The 18444-nt window shown below is 71.9% G+C and carries 16 protein-coding genes and 2 pseudogenes; 16 read left to right on the top strand and 2 right to left on the bottom strand.

What is annotated here, in order from left to right:
• The first annotated feature begins 9 nt into the window (after positions 1 to 9).
• From alc to ACFYXB_RS08940, 3 genes are all read left to right on the top strand, one after another.
• Complete coding sequence (gene alc / locus ACFYXB_RS08930; protein ID WP_389579380.1) at positions 10 to 1116, top strand: allantoicase; 1107 nt, start codon at positions 10 to 12, stop codon at positions 1114 to 1116.
• Positions 1117 to 1195: 79 nt separating this feature from the next.
• Positions 1196 to 2008, top strand: coding sequence for an AIM24 family protein (locus ACFYXB_RS08935; protein WP_389579382.1), 813 nt, complete (start codon positions 1196 to 1198; stop codon positions 2006 to 2008).
• 73 nt (positions 2009 to 2081) lie between these two features.
• A complete protein-coding gene (locus ACFYXB_RS08940; RefSeq protein WP_389579385.1) occupies positions 2082 to 2708 on the top strand; it encodes a dihydrofolate reductase family protein in 627 nt (208 codons plus the stop codon).
• A gap of 101 nt (positions 2709 to 2809) precedes the next feature.
• Here ACFYXB_RS08940 and ACFYXB_RS08945 read toward each other — a convergent pair whose 3' ends face one another.
• Positions 2810 to 3205, bottom strand: a complete 396-nt coding sequence (locus ACFYXB_RS08945) for a ribonuclease domain-containing protein (RefSeq protein ID WP_351360997.1) — start codon at positions 3203 to 3205, stop codon at positions 2810 to 2812.
• Between the two features lie 260 nt (positions 3206 to 3465).
• Between ACFYXB_RS08945 and ACFYXB_RS08950 the strand changes: the two genes are divergently transcribed.
• Together ACFYXB_RS08950 and ACFYXB_RS08955 are read left to right on the top strand one after the other, a co-directional pair.
• On the top strand, positions 3466 to 4650 hold the full coding sequence (locus ACFYXB_RS08950) for a cytochrome P450 (RefSeq protein ID WP_389579388.1): 1185 nt from the start codon (positions 3466 to 3468) through the stop codon (positions 4648 to 4650).
• 59 nt (positions 4651 to 4709) lie between these two features.
• Positions 4710 to 5210 carry a hypothetical protein gene (locus tag ACFYXB_RS08955; protein WP_389579391.1) on the top strand — a complete coding sequence of 167 codons (501 nt, stop codon included), beginning with the start codon at positions 4710 to 4712 and terminating at the stop codon, positions 5208 to 5210.
• Here ACFYXB_RS08955 and ACFYXB_RS08960 read toward each other — a convergent pair.
• On the bottom strand, positions 5203 to 6225 hold the full coding sequence (locus ACFYXB_RS08960; protein WP_389579394.1) for a Gfo/Idh/MocA family oxidoreductase: 1023 nt from the start codon (positions 6223 to 6225) through the stop codon (positions 5203 to 5205). The genes ACFYXB_RS08955 and ACFYXB_RS08960 overlap by 8 nt on opposite strands.
• A 129-nt stretch (positions 6226 to 6354) precedes the next feature.
• On the opposite strand from ACFYXB_RS08960, the gene ACFYXB_RS08965 reads away from it, so the two are divergent.
• The 11 genes and pseudogenes from ACFYXB_RS08965 to ACFYXB_RS09015 all read left to right on the top strand — a co-directional run bounded on the left by ACFYXB_RS08965 (position 6355) and on the right by ACFYXB_RS09015 (position 18360).
• Complete coding sequence (locus ACFYXB_RS08965) at positions 6355 to 7092, top strand: GntR family transcriptional regulator (protein WP_389579554.1); 738 nt, start codon at positions 6355 to 6357, stop codon at positions 7090 to 7092.
• A 222-nt stretch (positions 7093 to 7314) separates the two neighbouring features.
• Positions 7315 to 7605: pseudogene (locus tag ACFYXB_RS08970) on the top strand (sugar ABC transporter substrate-binding protein); the annotation flags it as partial.
• Positions 7575 to 8153: pseudogene (locus tag ACFYXB_RS08975) on the top strand (ATP-binding cassette domain-containing protein); the annotation flags it as partial. The pseudogenes ACFYXB_RS08970 and ACFYXB_RS08975, both read left to right, overlap by 31 nt.
• A gap of 141 nt (positions 8154 to 8294) precedes the next feature.
• Positions 8295 to 9440, top strand: a complete 1146-nt coding sequence (locus ACFYXB_RS08980) for an ROK family glucokinase (protein WP_389579396.1) — start codon at positions 8295 to 8297, stop codon at positions 9438 to 9440.
• Positions 9437 to 10021 carry a sugar kinase gene (locus ACFYXB_RS08985; RefSeq protein WP_389579399.1) on the top strand — a complete coding sequence of 195 codons (585 nt, stop codon included), beginning with the start codon at positions 9437 to 9439 and terminating at the stop codon, positions 10019 to 10021. Before ACFYXB_RS08980 ends, ACFYXB_RS08985 begins: the two co-directional genes overlap by 4 nt.
• A 76-nt stretch (positions 10022 to 10097) precedes the next feature.
• On the top strand, positions 10098 to 12950 hold the full coding sequence (locus ACFYXB_RS08990) for a DEAD/DEAH box helicase (protein WP_389579402.1): 2853 nt from the start codon (positions 10098 to 10100) through the stop codon (positions 12948 to 12950).
• Positions 12947 to 14791: an SWIM zinc finger family protein gene (locus ACFYXB_RS08995; RefSeq protein WP_389579405.1), complete on the top strand. Its 1845-nt coding sequence runs from the start codon at positions 12947 to 12949 to the stop codon at positions 14789 to 14791. Before ACFYXB_RS08990 ends, ACFYXB_RS08995 begins: the two co-directional genes overlap by 4 nt.
• 223 nt (positions 14792 to 15014) lie before the next feature.
• Positions 15015 to 16322, top strand: a complete 1308-nt coding sequence (gene pcaC, locus ACFYXB_RS09000) for a 4-carboxymuconolactone decarboxylase (protein WP_389579407.1) — start codon at positions 15015 to 15017, stop codon at positions 16320 to 16322.
• A 78-nt stretch (positions 16323 to 16400) separates the two neighbouring features.
• Positions 16401 to 17036 (top strand): MBL fold metallo-hydrolase, encoded by a 636-nt coding sequence (locus ACFYXB_RS09005; RefSeq protein WP_389579410.1) that lies wholly within the window; start codon positions 16401 to 16403, stop codon positions 17034 to 17036.
• A gap of 42 nt (positions 17037 to 17078) precedes the next feature.
• The gene (locus ACFYXB_RS09010; RefSeq protein ID WP_389579413.1) at positions 17079 to 17858 is read left to right on the top strand and encodes an exodeoxyribonuclease III; all 780 of its coding nucleotides are present in this window, start codon (positions 17079 to 17081) and stop codon (positions 17856 to 17858) included.
• An 82-nt stretch (positions 17859 to 17940) separates the two neighbouring features.
• Positions 17941 to 18360: a DUF6278 family protein gene (locus ACFYXB_RS09015; RefSeq protein WP_351353058.1), complete on the top strand. Its 420-nt coding sequence runs from the start codon at positions 17941 to 17943 to the stop codon at positions 18358 to 18360.
• Positions 18361 to 18444: the final 84 nt, after the last annotated feature.

The following is an 18444-nucleotide window of genomic DNA, read 5'->3' on the forward strand; positions in this document are numbered from 1 at the left end:
GTGACGGCGATGGCGACCTCCACCGGCGACGCGAACCCCTACGGAGGCGGTGACCCGTACGCGGACTACCGCACCGCCGACTTCCCCTTCACCCACCACGCCAATCTTGCCGACCGCCGGCTCGGTGCAGGTGTCGTCGCCGCCAACGACGAGTTCTTCGCCGAGCGCGAGAACCTGCTGGTCCCCGAGCGGGCCGAGTTCGACCCCGAGCACTTCGGGCACAAGGGCAAGATCATGGACGGCTGGGAGACGCGCCGCCGGCGCGGGGCCTCGGCCGAGCACCCCTGGCCCACGGAGGACGACCACGACTGGGCGCTGATCCGCCTCGGCGCGCCGGGCGTCGTCCGTGGCGTCGTCGTCGACACGGCCCACTTCCGCGGGAACTACCCGCAGGCGGTGTCGGTCGAGGCCACGTCGGTGCCGGGTTCCCCGTCCCCGCAGGAGCTGCTCGGGGACGACGTGAAGTGGACCACGTTGGTCCCGCGCACCCCGGTCGGCGGTCACGCGGCCAACGGCTTCGCCGTGGACGTCCAGCAGCGCTTCACGCACGTGCGCGTGAACCAGCACCCCGACGGCGGCATCGCGCGCCTGCGCGTGTACGGCGAGGTCGCACCGGACCCGCGGTGGCTCGCGGTGCTGGGCACCTTCGACGTGGTCGCCCTGGAGAACGGCGGCCGGGTCGAGGACGCCTCCGACCTCTTCTACTCGCCGGCGACGAACACCATCCAGCCCGGCCGCTCCCGAAAGATGGACGACGGCTGGGAGACCCGCCGCCGCCGTGACCAGGGCAACGACTGGATCCGCTACCGCCTGGCCGCCCAGTCCCAGATCCGCGCGCTCGAGATCGACACCGCCTGCCTGAAGGGGAACAGCGCGGGCTGGGCGTCGGTGTCGGTGCGGGACGGCGAGTCCGGCGAGTGGCACGAGATCCTCCCGCGCACCCGCCTCCAGCCCGACACGAACCACCGCTTCGTCCTCCCGGCCTCCGCGGTCGCCACGCACGCGCGCGTGGACATCTTCCCGGACGGCGGGATCTCCCGCCTGCGCCTGTTCGGCTCCCTGACGGAGTCAGGGGCGTCGAGTCTCGCGGCCCGCCACCAGGAACTGGGCGGCTGATCCGAGGCGGGCCGGCGGCGATCGGACACCGATCTCCGGTGGCCGGAACTCTTCGGTCCGCCTCCCGCGTTCTCCCCTCGTGACTCTTCAGCAAGAAATCGTCGGCAACGCCATGCAGATGGCGGTCGTCAATCTGAACCCCGGCCAGACCGTCTACTGCGAGGCCGGGAAGTTCCTGTTCAAGACGGCGAACGTGACCATGGAGACGCGTCTGTCCGGCCCGTCGGGCAACGGCGGCGGGCAGCAGGGCGGCGGTGGCGGCATGGGCGGCATGCTGCGCCAGGCCATGGGCACCGCCATGCAGGTCGGCCAGCGCATGCTCGCCGGCGAATCGCTGGCGTTCCAGTACTTCACCGCCCAGGGCGGCGAGGGCACCGTCGGCTTCGCGGGCGTGCTGCCCGGCGAGATGCGCGCACTCGAACTCGACGGCGGACGCGCGTGGTTCGCGGAGAAGGACGCCTTCGTGGCCGCCGAGTCCAGTGTCGAGTTCGGCATCGCCTTCCAGGGCGGCCGCACCGGCATGAGCGGCGGTGAGGGCTTCATCCTGGAGAAGTTCACCGGGTACGGCACGGTGATCATCGCGGGCGCGGGCAACTTCATCGATCTCAACCCGGCCGACTTCGGGGGCCGTATCGAGGTCGACACGGGCTGCGTGGTGGCCTTCGAGGAGGGCATCCAGTACGGCGTCCAGCGCGTCGGCGGCCTCAATCGTCAGGGCATCATGAACGCGGTCTTCGGCGGCGAGGGCCTGTCCCTGGCCACCCTGGAGGGCAACGGCCGCGTCATCCTGCAGTCCCTCACCATCGAGGGCCTCGCCAACGCTCTGAAGAAGGCACAGGGCGGCGACAAGCAGGGTCCGACGGGAGGGTTGTTCTCGACCCACACCGGCTGAAGCGATGAGTTGCGGGTGCCCGTGGGGTCTGAGCTGATGACAACAGACCCCACCCCGAAAGAAGGCACCCGACATGGGCAAGCTCGTCTCCACCATGTTCGTCACCCTCGACGGCGTCTACCAGGCACCGGGCGGATCCCAGGAGGACACCCGCGACGGCTTCACCCAGGGCGGCTGGAGCTTTCCGTACGGCGACGAGGACTTCGGCCGGTTCATCACGGAGGTCTTCGACCACGTGGGCGCCTTCCTGCTCGGCCGCCGTACGTACGACATCTTCGCGGGGTTCTGGCCGAAGGTGACCGACCCCGCCGACCCGGTCGCATCCCGGCTCAACTCCCGGCCGAAGTACGTCGCCTCCTCGACCCTGGCGAACCCCGAGTGGGCCGGCACCACCGTGCTCGGCGGCGACCTCGCCAAGGAGGTCACGGCGCTCAAGGAACAGACGGACGGCGAACTCCAGGTCCACGGCAGCGGCGCCCTGGTCCGCTCCCTGCTGGCCCTCGACCTGGTCGACACCCTCCATCTGCTGACGTTCCCGGTCGTGCTCGGCGCCGGCCGCCGCCTGTTCGAGGAGGGGGCCGTACCGACCGCCTTCCGGCACACCGGCGGACGCGTCACGGCGGCGGGCGTCTCCATCCAGTCGTACGACTTCGCGGGCCGCCCGGAGTACGGGTCGTACGAACTGCCGGAAGGCGCCTAGACCGCGCCCGGACGTGCGGACGTACCTCGCCCCGCGGCCGGTGAAGCCGTGGGGGGAACGCAGGGCGAGGGGCTTGCGTCGGACTGGCGGAACGCCGGATCTCAGCAGCCGTAGTCGATGAGATCGAACGTGACGTAGTGGTCGGACGTGTAGTAGTCCTCCTGGTACTCCTGACCGGTGACGATGCGCCGCGCGCCGCGGGTGGAGGAGCCGGGGGTCTTCACCGTGTACTCGTGGTAGTAGCCCGTGGTCCGGCTGGGCAGGACGCGCTCGCGGTTCTGGAAGACGCTGCCGTCCTGCGAGTACGGGTACGGGCCGCCCTGGTCGATGAGGCGCAGCGTGTCGTAGGCCTGCGAGGGCAGGTCGCCGTAGCAGATGCTGCCGACGGCCTGCGTGGTGGCGTCCGCCGTGGTGGCGGTGACGGTGCCGCCGATGAGAACGGCGGACAGGAGGGCGCTCGCGGCGCCGAGACGAGTGATCCGTGGGGGGAATCGCATGGGCCCATGATGACGCGCGTAGATAGTGACATGTCAATGACAAGAGTGAAGAATTCGCCGTCAAGTCCGATGAATTTTCAGGGAGTTAACTTGGTGCCTCAGGTCTTCACGGCGCGGGCACCCGCGCACGAGACCAGCGGGCACCCGCGCACGAGACCCGTGTCGGGCACTAGTCGGGTGCCGCGCGCGTTGTCAGTTCACCGGCACGTGTCCGCGACGCGTCCGGGAAGCCTCGGGGGACTGTCCGGAAGGGGAGGGGCATGGCGCGGGTGATCGATCTGGGGGAGTTCGGGGACGGTTTCCGGAGGGACCCGCATCCGGTGTACACGCGACTGCGGGAGCTCGGCCCGGTCCACCGGGTCAGGCTCGGGGCGCCGGACGCGCACCAGGAGACCTGGCTCGTCGTGGGGCACGAGGAGGCGCGCGCCGCGCTGGCCGACCCACGGCTCGCCAAGGACGCCGAGAAGATCGGCATCAGGTTCCTCGACGAAGAGTTGATCGGCAAGTACCTGCTGGCGGCCGACCCGCCGCAGCACACGCGTCTGCGCGGGCTCATCACGCGCGCGTTCACCATGCGCCGGGTCGAGGAACTGCGGCCCAGGATCCAGGAGATCACCGACTCCCTGCTCGCCGAGATGCTCCCGCGCGGCCGCGCCGACCTCGTCGAGTCCCTCGCCTACCCGCTGCCCATCACCGTGATCTGCGAGTTGCTCGGCGTGCCCGAGATGGACCGTGCCGAGTTCCGGAAGATCTCCACGGAGGCCGTCGCGCCCACCAGCGCGGACAGCGAGTACGACGCCTTCGTCAAACTCGCCGAGTACCTGACGGAGCTGATCGAGGACAGGCGGTGCGCCGGGCCCAGTGGCGACCTGCTCAGCGATCTGATCCGCACCACCGCCGAGGACGGTGACCGGCTCTCCCCGCAGGAACTGCGCGGCATGGCCTTCATCCTGCTCATCGCCGGGCACGAGACCACGGTCAACCTCATCACCAACGGCGTCCACGCCCTGCTCACCCACCCCGACCAACTCGCCGCCCTGCGCGCCGACATGAGCCTTCTCGACGGCGCGGTGGAGGAGACGCTGCGCTTCGAGGGACCGGTGGAGAACGCGACGTTCCGGTACGCCGCGGAGCCCCTGGAGATCGCCGGCACCCCCATCGCCCAGGGTGAGCCCGTGATGATTGGCCTCACCGCGGCCGACCGGGACCCGGCCCGCTTCCCCGACCCCGACCGCTTCGACCTCCACCGCGACACCCGCGGCCACCTCGCCTTCGGCCACGGCATCCACTACTGCCTGGGCGCCCCGCTGGCCCGTCTGGAGGCCCGCACGGCGATCCGCACCCTCCTGGAGCGAGCCCCCGGCCTGACCCTGGACGGACCGCCCGGGGAGTGGCTGCCCGGCATGCTCATGAGGGGGGTGCGCAGCTTGCCGGTGCGCTGGTAGAACTCCGCCGACCGGCGTGCTCGCACCGGTTCCCGTCCCCGCCCGAGGAGGCCCACCGCATGCTGCGCACCGCCGAGATCAGCGCAGGCCTGACCGGGCTGCCCAAGGGCGCCGACACCCATGCCCTGCACTTCCGCTCGAAGCTGGAGTTCGCCGTCGACTGCTTCGTGTGCGAGCGCACGGGCCGTACGACTGTCTTCGAAGCCGGCGCCGAACGTGCGCTGTGCTCCGGCAGCCGCAGCGGCTTCGGGCGGCACCACACGGCGGGCCGTATCGCCGCGTTCGACACGACGTCCGGCCCGGACCGGCTGGCGGTGCGGGCCGTGGTCGACTTCTGGTGGGCGCCCTTCGACGACACCAGGGACCACCGCCCCAGCGCCGCGCCCACCAGCCATCCCTGGGTGCGGCTGCACCTCGGGTACTACTGCCAGGAGGCCAAGAAGTCGGGCACGGGCAGCATCCAGACCAACACCGTACGGCCGTCCGACGTCCGCTGCGCCCACTGCGAGTCCGTCCTCGCCACGGACGCGACCACGCCGTCGATACGGCTGCTCACCTGAACAACCGCTCGGCCCCGCCCGGGATCTCCGCCAGCCGCACCGGTCTGCGCTGCTGTCTGGACACCTCGCACGCCTCGGCGATCCTGAGCGCCTGCAACGCCTCGAACCCGTCACAGGGGTTGGCCCGTTCCCCGTTCAACACCTCGACGAACGCGCACAGTTCGGCCTCGTACGCGGGACCGAACCGCTCCAGGAAGCCGGCCCACGGCTTGTCCGCCGGGGGTGGCCCGGTCGGCTCGGTGGACGCGATCGGCGTTCGGTCGTCCAGGCCCACCACGACCGTGTCCAGCTCTCCGGCGAGCTCCATCCGGACGTCGTAGCCCGCGCCGTTCAGCCGCGTCGCCGTCGCCGTGGCCAGCATGCCGTCGTCCAGAGTGAGCAGCGCCGCCCCCGTGTCGACGTCACCGGCCTCCCGGAACATCACGGGCCCGGCGTCCGACCCGGTCGCGTACACGTCGACGACCTCGCGTCCCGTCACCCAGCGCAGCACGTCGAAGTCGTGGATCAGCGTGTCCCGGAACAGCCCGCCGGACAGCCGCAGCCACTCCGGATCAGGAGGGGACTGGTCGGATGTCAGCGCCCGCACGGTGTGCAGCCGCCCGAGCCGCCGGGAGCGCACCGCCTCCCGCGCACCGGCGTACCCCGCATCGAATCGCCGCTGAAAACCCATCTGCAGAACGGTCCCGGCCGCCTCGACCTCGGCCAGCGCCTGCAGAGTGCCGGGCAGGTCGAGAGCGATCGGCTTCTCGCAGAAGACCGGCAGACCCGAGCGCGCCGCCCGGCCGATCAGATCGGCGTGGGCCGAGGTCGCCGTGGTGATCACCACCGCGTCCACACCCCACCTGAAGATCTCGTCCACCCCCGGCGCCGCCGTCTCGCCCAGCTGGTGCGCAAGCTCCTGCGCCCGTGCCGGATCCGCGTCCGTGAGGATCAGCGACCCGACCTCGCGATGACGGCTGAGCGTGTTCGCGTGAACGGTGCCGATACGGCCCGTACCGATGACCCCGATGCGCATGGAAACAAAGTGGAGCCCCACCCCGTACGCTGTCAATGCGTTTGTCCGGACAATCGGACTACACGACTTCCCGTCATCCGGGCACGGAGCTACGCTCGGGCCGTGCCGAAACCAGAAGTGGACCCGACCGTGTCGCTCGATCTCAGTGTGGACCGCAGCTCGCCGGTGCCGTTGTACTTCCAGCTGTCCCAGCAGCTGGAGGCCGCGATCGAGCACGGTTCGCTGACACCCGGCAGCCTTCTGGGCAACGAGATCGAGCTCGCCGCGCGACTCGGCCTGTCCCGGCCCACCGTCCGCCAGGCCATCCAGTCCCTCGTCGACAAGGGCTTGCTCGTGCGCCGCCGCGGCGTCGGCACCCAGGTCGTGCACAGCCAGGTCAAGCGCCCGCTGGAGCTCAGCAGCCTCTACGACGACCTGGAGGCGGCCGGTCAGCGCCCCGCGACCACCGTTCTGGTCAACACCGTCGTCCCGGCGTCCGCTGAGGTCGCGGCCGCGCTCGGCGTCGCCGAGGGCAGCGACGTCCACCGCGTCGAGCGGCTGCGGCTGGCCCACGGCGAACCGATGGCGTACCTCACCAACTACCTGCCGCCCAGCCTGCTCGACCTGGGCACCGCCCAGCTGGAGGCGACCGGCCTGTACCGGCTGATGCGCTCCGCCGGGATCACCCTGCACAGCGCCCGGCAGTCGATCGGTGCCCGAGGTGCCACGGCCGCCGAGGCCGAGCGGCTCACGGAGACCGAGGGCGCTCCGCTGCTCACCATGCAGCGCACCACGTTCGACGACACCGGCCGCGCTGTCGAGTTCGGCGACCACATCTACCGCCCGACCCGCTATTCCTTCGAGTTCCAGCTGCTCGTACGGCCCTGAGCGCCCCCGGATTCGCCCCTGAGAATCCCCGGAAGCATCCCCGGATTCGCCCCTGAGCGCACCCCCGGATCAGTCGTAATGTCCGGACAATGCGACCGATGCGCGATCCCCGGTCGCGTCATGAGTGTCCCCTGTGTTCGATACTGAGACGTTTGAGGCCGTTGTGTTCACCGACCGGCGGGCCTCGCGTACGACAGAGCACAGCTGGAAAGGCACGGCCCCGTGGCACGGTTTCGGACCTGGGTAGGCATCGCGCTGGCAGGGGCACTATCGGTCTCCCTGGCGGGCTGCAGCAGCACCGGCGGCAAACGGGCCGAGGACGCCCGCAAGGCCGCGGCGGCCCAGGGCAGGGCGGCGGTGAACACACCCCGCTGGACCTTCGCGATGATCACCCACTCGGGAGACGGCAACACCTTCTGGGACATCGTGCAGAGCGGCGCGAAGCAGGCCGCCGTCAAGGACAACATCAACTTCCTGTACGCGAGGAGACCCGCCTCGGCTCCCCGCGCGAGGCGCTGGACCGCGGTATCGCCACCGTCTACCAGGACTTGGCCGTCGTACCGCTCATGCCGGTGTGGCGGAACTTCTTCCTCGGCTCCGAGCCCCGCAAGGGCGTGGGCCCGTTCAAGCGCATGGACGTCGACTTCATGCGCCGCACCACCCGCGCCGAACTCCTGCGCATGGGCATCGACCTGCGCGATGTCGACCAGCCCATCGGCACGCTGTCGGGCGGAGAACGCCAGTGCGTGGCGATCGCCAGGGCCGTGTACTTCGGCGCGAAGGTCCTCGTCCTGGACGAGCCGACGGCGGCGCTGGGCGTGAAGCAGTCAGGGGTCGTCCTCAAGTACGTGGCGGCGGCTCGGGACGAGGGCCTCGGTGTTGTCCTCATCACGCACAATCCGCACCACGCGTATCTGGTGGGCGACAGGCTCGTACTGCTGCGACGGGGGACGATGGTGGGTAACCACACACAGGACGAGACCACCCTGGACGAGTTGACGAGCGAGATGGCCGGCGGGTCCGACCTGGAGGCTCTGGTCCACGAACTGCAACGTACTTAGGGGCGCGGGGCCGTGCCGATTTGCGGCTTCGCCGCGTGGGCGCGACAAGCCACAACGCACCCGCACCCGGCAATGGTCGCGCACCCCTCTTATCTCTCCCTGACAGCACGCCACTCGTAGGTTGAGGCAGAATCGACGGCGATGAGCACCTACGGCAACTTCACCGCCCCCATCGGCTCCCGCCGCGCGTCGGCGCTCCGCACGGTCGGTACGAGGGAGCGCCGGTCACACCTGACCGCCCCCCGCGTCCCCACCGTCGGCATCGACATCGGCGGCACCAAGGTCATGGCGGGCGTCGTGGACGCCGACGGCAACATCCTGGAGAAGCTCCGCACGGAGACCCCGGACAAGTCCAAGAGCCCGAGGGTGGTCGAGGACACCATCGTCGAACTGGTCCTGGACCTGTCCGACCGGCACGACGTGCATGCCGTCGGCATCGGCGCGGCCGGCTGGGTCGACGCCGACCGCAACCGAGTGCTGTTCGCCCCGCACCTGTCCTGGCGCAACGAGCCGCTGCGCGACCGCCTGAGCGGTCGGCTCTCCGTACCCGTCCTCGTGGACAACGACGCCAACACCGCCGCCTGGGCCGAGTGGCGCTTCGGCGCCGGCCGCGGCGAGGACCATCTCGTCATGATCACGCTGGGCACCGGCATCGGCGGCGCGATCCTGGAGGACGGCCAGGTCAAGCGCGGTAAGTACGGCGTCGCGGGTGAGTTCGGCCATATGCAGGTCGTGCCCGGCGGCCACCGCTGCCCGTGCGGCAACCGCGGCTGCTGGGAGCAGTACAGCTCCGGCAACGCCCTGGTCCGCGAGGCCAGGGAGCTGGCCGCCGCCGACTCCCCGGTGGCGTACGGGATCATCGAGCACGTCAAGGGCAACATCGGCGAAATCACCGGCCCGATGATCACCGAGCTGGCCCGCGAGGGCGACGCGATGTGCATCGAGCTGCTCCAGGACATCGGCCAGTGGCTCGGCGTCGGCATCGCCAACCTCGCCGCCGCGCTCGACCCGTCCTGCTTCGTGATCGGCGGCGGCGTCTCGGCCGCCGACAACCTGCTGATCGGCCCCGCGCGGGACGCCTTCAAGCGCCATCTCACCGGCCGCGGCTACCGCCCCGAGGCCCGTATCACCCGCGCCCAGCTCGGCCCCGAGGCCGGCATGGTCGGCGCGGCCGACCTCGCCCGCCTGGTCGCCCGCCGCTTCCGGCGCGCCAAGCGGCGCCGCGTCGAGCGGTACGAGCGCTACGAACGGTACGCCCAGGCCCGCCGCACCCAGGACACCGCATGACCGCATCACTGCCCCGCCAGGCCGCCACGCCCCCGGACGAGTCGGAGCGGCCGGTGGAGAACCCATGCCACAAGGCCCGCCGCCGCGCACTCACCCTGCTGATCATCGTGCTGCTCATCGGCGTCCCGGCCGGCTATCTGGTGATCTCCGCGAACCAGAGCCGCGCCAGCGGCAAGGACAAGGAGGCGAAGTACTCGGCGAGGGGCCTCACCCCGGGCTGGCCGACGAAGGTGCAGCGCCGCCTCTACCAGGTGACGGTTCCGCATCCGGCCGACTACATCGCCTCGTACGAGACCAACAACTGGAGGACCAGCCGCCTCTACGTCGAGTTCCGTACCAACAGCGCGGGCCTGGACAGCTTCCTGGAGGGCATGGGTGTCAGGCGCGACGATCTGAAGAAGGACCACATCACCGTCAGCGCCCGCGACCAGAAGGTCAGCGGCTGGAACTTCAAGGTGCCCGGAGTCTGGTCGGGTCTGGCGCACCCGCAGAAGAATCCGGCGCCCACCCAGGACGTGGTCGTGAACATGTCCGACCCGAACTATCCGATGGTGTACGTCGTCTCGCGGACGGTTCCCTGACACGACCGATTGTCAGACCCCGCCCGTACAGTCGAAGACGTCTGATCCGACACATGGGCGGGAGGTGGCAGGACGTATGAGCGCAACGGCCGCGGTGGCCGAGAACGCCGGGAGCACAGGGGCATCCGGGGAGTCCGTCCTGACGCGCCTCGCCGCCGTGTACCTGCCGGCACCACTCCCGCGTGACGGACGGATCGCCTTCTGGGATCCCGACGGCGGACCGCTGCCGACCGGGAGCGAGTCCGGCAGCGGAGCCGAGAGCGACGAGCTGACGGTCATACGACGGCATGGCGCGGGCGTGCGCCGCAGGACCGTGCCGGCGCGGGTCCTCTCGATCAGTGCGGCCCTTCCACTCCTCGTCCGGGCCCGGCGCGACCCGGCCGCCCACCCTGCGACGGCCTGCTGGGGCGCGGCGACGCTGCACGCGCTGCGGCTCACCGCCCGCGGCCGGCTGCTGCCCGGACTGACCCCGAGCGGACACGACGCCTGGCGGGCCGGCCCCCTGGACCCCGACGACATCGCCCATCTGCGCGCGGTCGCGGCGGCCCTGCCCGCCGAGGGGCACGCCGTGCCCCTGCCTGGCTCCGGCCCGCTGCGGCTGCCCGAGCCGGAGGCGCTGGTGCGCTCCTTCCTGGACGCGGTCGCGGACACCCTGCCCCGCACCCCGGCCGCGCCGTACACCTCCGGCAGGCCCTTCGCCGCCCGTGAGCCCCAGCACCTGCCCGGCGCCCACGACTGGGCCGCCGAGGTCGCCGCGGGCATGGACGCGGGCGTACGGATCTCGCTCCGCCTGGACCTGTCCGCCTACGACCTGTTCGACGGCGCAGGGGTCCGCACCGCGGGCGCGGCGATCGTCCAGGTGCACAGCCTCGCCGACCCCACCCTCGTGGCCGACGCTGCCGCACTGTGGGCGGGGGAGGCCGACGGGGCATTCGGGCCACGCGCGCGGGTGGACGCGGCCCTCGCCGTGCGGCGGGCGGCCCGCGTGTGGCCGCCCCTGGACCGGCTCGCCGAACAGGACGTGCCCGACGTCCTCGCCCTGTCCGAGGACGAACTCGGCGAACTGCTCGGCATGGCGGCGACCCGGCTCGCGGCGGCGGGAGTCGCCGTGCACTGGCCCCGGGACCTGGCCCAGGACCTGACCGCGGCCGCGGTGGTACGGCCCGCGCCGGGCTCGGCGACCGACGGCACGGGCTTCTTCGAGAGCGAGGAACTGCTCCAGTTCCGCTGGCAATTGGCCCTCGGCGGTGACCCGTTGTCCGAGGCCGAGATGGACGCGCTGGCCGAGGCGCACCGCCCGGTCGTACGGCTGCGGGACCGCTGGGTGCTCGTCGACCCCGCGCTCGTACGGAAGGCACGCAAGCGCGAGTTGGGCCTGCTCGACCCGGTCGACGCGCTGTCCGCGGCGCTCACCGGCACCGCGGAGGTCGACGGCGAGAGCGTCGAGGCCGTACCGGTCGGAGCCCTCGCCGCCCTGCGCGACCGCCTTACCGCGGGCCTGCGCCCCGCCGAGCCGCCCCCCGGCCTGCACGCCACCCTCCGGGACTACCAACTCCGGGGCCTGGCCTGGCTCGACCTCATGACCTCCCTCGGACTGGGCGGCTGCCTCGCCGACGACATGGGCCTCGGCAAGACGATCACCGTCATCGCCCTGCATCTGAAGCGGGCACGCACCGAGCCGACCCTGGTGGTCTGCCCGGCGTCGCTGCTCGGCAACTGGCAGCGGGAGATCACCCGGTTCGCGCCCGGCGTCCCCGTCCGCCGCTTCCACGGCCCGGACCGCACCCTGGACGACCTGACCGGCGGCTTCGTCCTCACGACGTACGGCACGATGCGATCCACGGCGCCTCAACTGGCCGAGCGCCCCTGGGGGATGGTCGTTGGGGACGAGGCCCAGCACGTCAAGAACCCGTACTCGGCGACGGCCAAGGCGCTGCGCACGATCCCGTCGCCCGCGCGCGTGGCACTGACCGGTACGCCCGTGGAGAACAACCTCTCCGAACTCTGGGCCCTGCTCGACTGGACGACCCCCGGACTCCTCGGCCCCCTGAAGTCCTTCCGCGCCCGGCACGCGCGCGCGGTGGAGAACGGCGAGGACGAGGAGGCGGTGGCGCGCCTGGCCCGCCTGGTGCGCCCCTTCCTCCTGCGCCGCAAGAAGTCCGACCCCGGCATCGTCCCCGAGCTGCCGCCCAAGACGGAGACCGACCACCCGGTCCCGCTCACCCGCGAACAGGCCGCGCTGTACGAGGCGGTGGTGCGCGAGTCGCTGCTGGCCATCGAGACGGCGGACGGCATCGCGAGGCGCGGCCTGGTACTGAAGCTGCTGGGCGCGCTGAAGCAGATCTGCGACCACCCCGCGCTGTATCTCAAGGAGGAGGCGCACGCCGACGGCCTCGCCGCACGCTCCGGCAAACTGGCGCTCCTGGACGAGCTGTTGGACACGCTGCTGTCGGAGGACGGTTCGGCGCTGGTCTTCACGCAGTACGTGGGGATGGCCCGGCTCATCACGTCCCACCTCACCGCCCGCGCGATCCCGGTGGACCTGCTCCACGGAGGCACACCGGTGCCGGAGCGGGAGCGCATGGTGGACCGCTTCCAGAGCGGGCGGACCCCGGTCCTGGTGCTGTCCCTGAAGGCGGCGGGCACGGGCCTCAACCTCACCCGCGCCGGCCATGTCGTCCACTTCGACCGCTGGTGGAACCCGGCCGTCGAGGAACAGGCCACCGACCGCGCGTACCGCATCGGCCAGACCCAGCCGGTCCAGGTCCACCGCCTGGTCACCGAGGGCACGGTCGAGGACCGCATCGCCGAGATGCTCCAGGCCAAGCGCGCCCTGGCCGACGCGATCCTCGGCTCGGGCGAATCGGCCCTCACCGAACTGACCGACCGCGAGCTGTCGGACCTGGTGTCACTGAGGAGGGAGTCGTGAGCGGCGGGGAGGAGCGCCCCGGGGATGCCGCACGCCGGGCGCTCAGGGCTGCGCGGGAGGGAGCGGTCCCGGGCGAGGAACCCAAGGGCGGGGCGGAGACGGCGGACGAGAAGCGCGTCGCCGGCCGAGACAGGCCCGGCGATGTCGCGCGAGCGGCGCTGCGATCGGCGGCCTCCGCCCGCCGGAGCGTCGGGGGAGCGCGGCAGCAGGGCGACGGCGTCGATGCCGGACCGCTGAACGAGCCCACGGTCGACGAAGCGGGTTACGTGGACGTGGCCACCGCTTCGCTCGCACACGACGCCCGTCACCAGGGCGGGCGCCCCGGTGACGTCGCCCGGGAGGCGCTGCGGTCGGCCCGCCGAGAGGGACGGACGACGAGGCCCCCGACGACATCGGACACACCGAAGGACAACGCCCGACGAGAGCCACGTACCGCGCCGACAAGGTTCAGCTCCGCGCCGGCATCCACCAGGCCCGCCTCCTCGCCGTCCGACTCCGGGCAGGCACCGGGAGACTTCGTGGCGCCGTCGTCCGACTCACGGCCGACTCCCGCCCCGCCCCACGCCCCCCGCACCATGGCCACCCCCCACCGAGACGGTGAACTCCGCCGTACCTTCAGGCCCTTCCCGCCCCGCACAGCGGCAGCGGAGGCGGGCTTCGCCGAGACCTGGTGGGGCAACGCCTGGGTCGGTGCGCTGGAGCAGGGCGCGTTGGACGTGAAGCGGCTCGCGCGGGGGCGTGGGTACGCGGAACAGGGGCATGTCGACGCGATCACGGTGACGCCGGGGCTCGTGCTGGCGTACGTGCGGGGGAGCCGCCCGCGGCCCTACCGCGTGCAGGTCGGGCTGCGCACGCTGGGCGACGTAGACTGGGCGCGTTTCCTGGACGCCGCCGTCGAGCGCCCCGGACACATCGCCGCGCTGCTCGACAAGGAGCTGCCGCAGTCCCTCGCCGACTGCGGAGTGCCCCTGCTCCCCAGCCCCGGCGATCTCGAACCCCGGTGCAGCTGCCCCGACTCGGGCCACCCCTGCAAGCATGCCGCCGCCCTCTGCTACCAGACCGCGCGGCTGCTCGACGCCGACCCCTTCGTCCTGCTCCTGCTGCGCGGCCGCGGCGAGCGCGAGCTGCTCGACGCCCTGTCCCGCCGCAACGCCGCCGCAGCGGCCCGCGCCGCGCAGGAAAGGGAACCCGCCCCCCTCCCCGGCGTACGCGCCGCCGAAGCCCTCTCGCCGCGCCTACTCCCGCCCCTCCCACGACCGTTGCCCGTCCCCCCGCACCCCGAGCAGCCCCCGGTCTACCCGGCGGCACCCGGCGGCCCCGACCCCTTCGCGCTGGACCAGCTGGCCACGGACGCCGCCGCCCGCGCCCACGCTCTGCTCGGCACCGGACGCGACCCGGTCGGCGGACTGACCCTGTGGCAGGACGCGGTACGTCTCGCCGCGGCCCGCCCCGGTTCCGGCCTGACCGCCGGCACCCGCGCGCTGTACTCCTCGCTCGCCTCCGCCGCCGACCGCACCCCGGCGGAACTGGCCCGCGCGGTGGCCGCCTGGCGGCAGGGCGGGTTCGAGGGGCTGACCGTCCTGGAGGAGCCCTGGGACCCACCGGCGGGCCGCTTCGACCGAGCCCGCCCCCTCCTCCTGGCCGCCGACCTCCCCGCCTTCCGCCCCTGGCGCAACCGCCTCACCCACCCCCGGGGACACGTCCAACTCCGCCTGGGCCAGGACGGGTTGTGGTACGCGTACGAGTCGGAACCGGGCCGCGACGACTGGTGGCCACGCGGCACACCGGACCTGGACCCGGTGGGCGCCCTGACGGGCCTGGGCACCCCGGACGACACCTGACCGCAAGGCCACGGCACCCGGGCTCGGTCGGCACCGCTCCGACTCCACGGGCCGTGTCCGGCCGGACGCCATGCCCCCCAACACACGGGATCCTCGCTTCGACGCGGCTGTACGGCATCCGGTGAAGGCCGTGTGAGAGTTTGCAGGTGATCCCAGGGACGGCGGTGTGGAGACTGGGGGTCCAGGGGCCGGGGTGCCGGAAACGGCGGTTAGCGTGGAACGCGTGAGTGAGACGAAGATCCCTGCCCTCCAGTACCGCTTCGACGGCCCCCAAGACGCCCCGGTCCTCATCCTCGGCCCCTCCCTGGGGACCACCTGGCACATGTGGGACCGGCAGGTGCCGGAGCTGGTCAAGCAGTGGCGGGTCTTCCGCTTCGACCTGCCGGGCCACGGCGGCGCCCCCGCGTACCCGGCCGGTTCGGTCACCGAGCTGGCCGCCCGGCTGCTCGCCACGCTCGACGGACTCGGTGTGCAGCGCTTCGGGTACGCGGGCTGTGCGCTCGGCGGCGCGATCGGCGTCGAACTCGCCCTGCGCCGCCCCGACCGGATCGCGTCGCTCGCGCTGGTCGCCACCTCGCCGCGGTTCGGCACGGCCGACGAGTTCCGGCAGCGCGGGGTGATCGTGCGCACGAACGGGCTCGACCCGATCGCCCGCACCTCGCCCGACCGCTGGTTCACGTCCGGGTTCGCGGCCGCGCAGCCCGCGATCACCGAGTGGGCGGTGCAGATGGTGCGCACCACCGACCCGGGCTGCTACATCGCCTCGTGCGAGGCCCTGGCCGGCTTCGACGTACGGCCCGAACTGGGCCGGATCAGCGTGCCCACTCTGGTCCTGGTCGGCTCGGACGACCAGGTCACCGGCCCGGCCGAGGCCCGTACCCTCGTCGCCGGCATACCGGACGCACGGCTCGCGGTCGTCCCCGGCGCCTCCCACCTGGTTCCGGTCGAACAGCCCGCGGCCGTCACCGACCTGCTGGTGCGGCACTTCTCCTCGGCCTGGCAGCCGGCCTACGACTCGACCACCGGCCAGATGGCCATTCCGGCGACCCCCGTGAAACCGGTCCTGGCCGCCGCGCCGCACAGCGCCCCGCAGTCCGCGCCCATCGCCGAGATCGCCCCCGCCTTCGTACCGCCGCGACCCGCGGGCCGGTCCGACCCGTACGACACGGGGCTCAAGGTCCGCCGCGAGGTGCTCGGCGACGCGCATGTCGACCGGGCGCTGGCGCAGGCCGACGACTTCTCCGGCGACTTCCAGGAGTTCATCACCCGCTATGCGTGGGGCGAGATCTGGGACCGGCCGGGCCTCGACCGGCGCTCGCGCAGCTGCGTCACGCTCACCGCCCTCGTCGCCGGCGGCCATCTGGAGGAGCTGGCCTTCCACACGCGGGCGGCCCTGCGCAACGGCCTGACCCCGGTGGAGATCAAGGAAGTGCTGCTCCAGGCGGCCGTGTACTGCGGGGTGCCGGCGGCGAACAGCGCGTTCAAGGTGGCCCAGCAGGTCATCCGTGAGGAGACCACCCCGGAGGACTGAGCGCGCCGACGGTCCAGATGTCGCGAGCAGCAGCCTCCGCCGCGCCACCGCCCCGCCGCCGGGGGCAGGATGGTGACCATGAAGCTCACGAAGATGTCCCACTCCTGCGTCCGCCTCGAGAAGGACGGTCGGACGCTCGTCATCGACCCCGGCGGCTTCAGCGAGGCGGACGCCGCGGTCGGTGCGGACGCGATCCTGGTCACGCACGAGCACCCGGACCACTTCGACGAGGGCCGGCTGCGGGCGGCGATGGAGGCCAACCCCGCCGCGGAGATCTGGACCCTGAAGTCGGTCGCCGACCAGATCGCGGCGGCCTTCCCGGGCCGCGTGCACACCGTCGGCCACGGCGACACCTTCTCCGCCGCGGGCTTCGACGTCCAGGTCCACGGCGAGCTGCACGCCGTGATCCACCCCGACATCCCCCGGATCACCAACGTCGGCTATCTGATCGACGGCGGCCGCGTCTTCCACCCCGGCGACGCCCTCACCGTCCCCGGCCAGGCGGTCGAGACGCTGATGATTCCCGTGATGGCCCCCTGGAACAAGATCGCCGAGGTCATCGACTACGTTCGGGAGGTCGAGCCGCAGCGCGCCTACGACATCCACGACGCCCTGCTCACCGACCTCGCCCGCCCGATCTACGACCGCCAGATCGGCGCGCTCGGCGGCGCGGAGCACCTGCGCCTCGCCCCGGGCACCTCGGCCGACGTCTGACGCGGGAGGGCGTTGTCAGTGCCGCCGGGTAGGTTGTGAGGCATGCGCATCGCGACCTGGAACGTGAACTCGATCACCGCCCGTTTGCCGAGGCTGCTGGCCTGGCTGGAGAGCAGTGGCACCGATGTGCTCTGCCTCCAGGAGGCCAAGATCGCCGAGGACCAGTTCCCGTTCGCCGAGCTGCGCGAGCTGGGCTACGAGGCGGCGGTGAACGCGACCGGCCGGTGGAACGGGGTGGCGGTGCTCTCCCGCGTCGGCCTCGATGACGTGGTCAAGGGCCTGCCCGGCGACCCCGGCTACGAGGGCGTCCAGGAGCCCAGAGCCGTCTCGGCGACCTGCGGCCCGGTCCGCGTCTGGTCGGTGTACGTGCCGAACGGCCGCGAGGTGGACCACCCCCACTACGCCTACAAGCTCCAGTGGTTCGAGGCTCTGAAGGCCGCCGTCGTCGGCGACGCGGGAGGCAGCCGCCCGTTCGCGGTCCTCGGCGACTACAACGTGGCGCCGACGGACGACGACGTCTACGACAGGGCCGCCTTCGAGGGCCTCACCCACGTCACCCCCGCCGAGCGCGCCGCCCTGACCGCCCTGCGCGAGACGGGCCTGTCCGACGTGGTCCCGCGCCCCCTCAAGTACGACCACCCGTTCACGTACTGGGACTACCGCCAGCTCGGCTTCCCCAAGAACCGCGGCATGCGCATCGACCTGGTGTACGGGAACGAGCCGTTCGCCAAGGCGGTCAAGGACGCGTATGTCGACCGCGAGGAGCGCAAGGGCAAGGGCGCCTCGGACCACGCGCCGGTCGTCGTCGACCTGGAGGTCTAGGAGACGAACTCCAGCCGTCGGGGTGGCGACACCCGTGTCCTGCCTGTAGTGCGTACGGCGGTGCGAATGCCAGGCTGGACGTATGAACATCCCCTTCCTGGGCAACCGGCACAAGAAGAGCGATGAAGCGGCGTTCGCAGCCGACCCGGAGGGCGTCGCCGGGCTGCTGTCCGAGTGCGAGCTGCTGCGCTCCCTCGCGTCGCAGGAGGGTGTCGTCCTCGACGACTCCGTGGCCTCGCTGGAGGCGATCGACCAGCTGCTGCCGCGCTGGCGCGACGACGAGGAGCTTCTGCCCTGGCTGGGCAACGACGCGGGGCTGTATCTCGGCACGGTGATCATCCGGACCGTGCCCGGTGCCCGCTGGCGCATCTGGCCCGGCGAGCAGCCGGTCGTACGGTTGGAGTCCGGGCGTGAGTTCGACGTCGTCGCGTCCGGTCACGAGTGGGCCGTGAGCGGTGTTCCCGAGCTGTCGCAGCTGTACGCGGAGGTCGCCGAGTCCTGACCGGCGACGTACACCTGTTCCCCTCTCTCCTACCGCGCTCGACCTCTTCGCGCCCTCGACGCGTGGAACCTCGACTAGGATTTG

Source organism: Streptomyces sp. NPDC002619 (assembly GCF_042889305.1).
GTDB lineage: Bacteria > Actinomycetota > Actinomycetes > Streptomycetales > Streptomycetaceae > Streptomyces.

What these genes read in the sequence shown, in the direction of transcription:
- ACFYXB_RS09010 (WP_389579413.1), top strand. Translation starts at nt 17,079, where the DNA reads ATGCGCATCGCGACCTGGAACGTGAACTCGATCACCGCCCGTTTGCCG.
- ACFYXB_RS08945 (WP_351360997.1), bottom strand. Translation starts at nt 3,205, where the DNA reads ATGCGATTCCCCCCACGGATCACTCGTCTCGGCGCCGCGAGCGCCCTC.
- ACFYXB_RS08955 (WP_389579391.1), top strand. Translation starts at nt 4,710, where the DNA reads ATGCTGCGCACCGCCGAGATCAGCGCAGGCCTGACCGGGCTGCCCAAG.
- alc (WP_389579380.1), top strand. Translation starts at nt 10, where the DNA reads ATGGCGACCTCCACCGGCGACGCGAACCCCTACGGAGGCGGTGACCCG.
- ACFYXB_RS08960 (WP_389579394.1), bottom strand. Translation starts at nt 6,225, where the DNA reads ATGCGCATCGGGGTCATCGGTACGGGCCGTATCGGCACCGTTCACGCG.
- ACFYXB_RS08990 (WP_389579402.1), top strand. Translation starts at nt 10,098, where the DNA reads ATGAGCGCAACGGCCGCGGTGGCCGAGAACGCCGGGAGCACAGGGGCA.
- ACFYXB_RS09015 (WP_351353058.1), top strand. Translation starts at nt 17,941, where the DNA reads ATGAACATCCCCTTCCTGGGCAACCGGCACAAGAAGAGCGATGAAGCG.
- ACFYXB_RS09005 (WP_389579410.1), top strand. Translation starts at nt 16,401, where the DNA reads ATGAAGCTCACGAAGATGTCCCACTCCTGCGTCCGCCTCGAGAAGGAC.
- ACFYXB_RS08980 (WP_389579396.1), top strand. Translation starts at nt 8,295, where the DNA reads ATGAGCACCTACGGCAACTTCACCGCCCCCATCGGCTCCCGCCGCGCG.
- ACFYXB_RS08940 (WP_389579385.1), top strand. Translation starts at nt 2,082, where the DNA reads ATGGGCAAGCTCGTCTCCACCATGTTCGTCACCCTCGACGGCGTCTAC.
- ACFYXB_RS08985 (WP_389579399.1), top strand. Translation starts at nt 9,437, where the DNA reads ATGACCGCATCACTGCCCCGCCAGGCCGCCACGCCCCCGGACGAGTCG.
- ACFYXB_RS08950 (WP_389579388.1), top strand. Translation starts at nt 3,466, where the DNA reads ATGGCGCGGGTGATCGATCTGGGGGAGTTCGGGGACGGTTTCCGGAGG.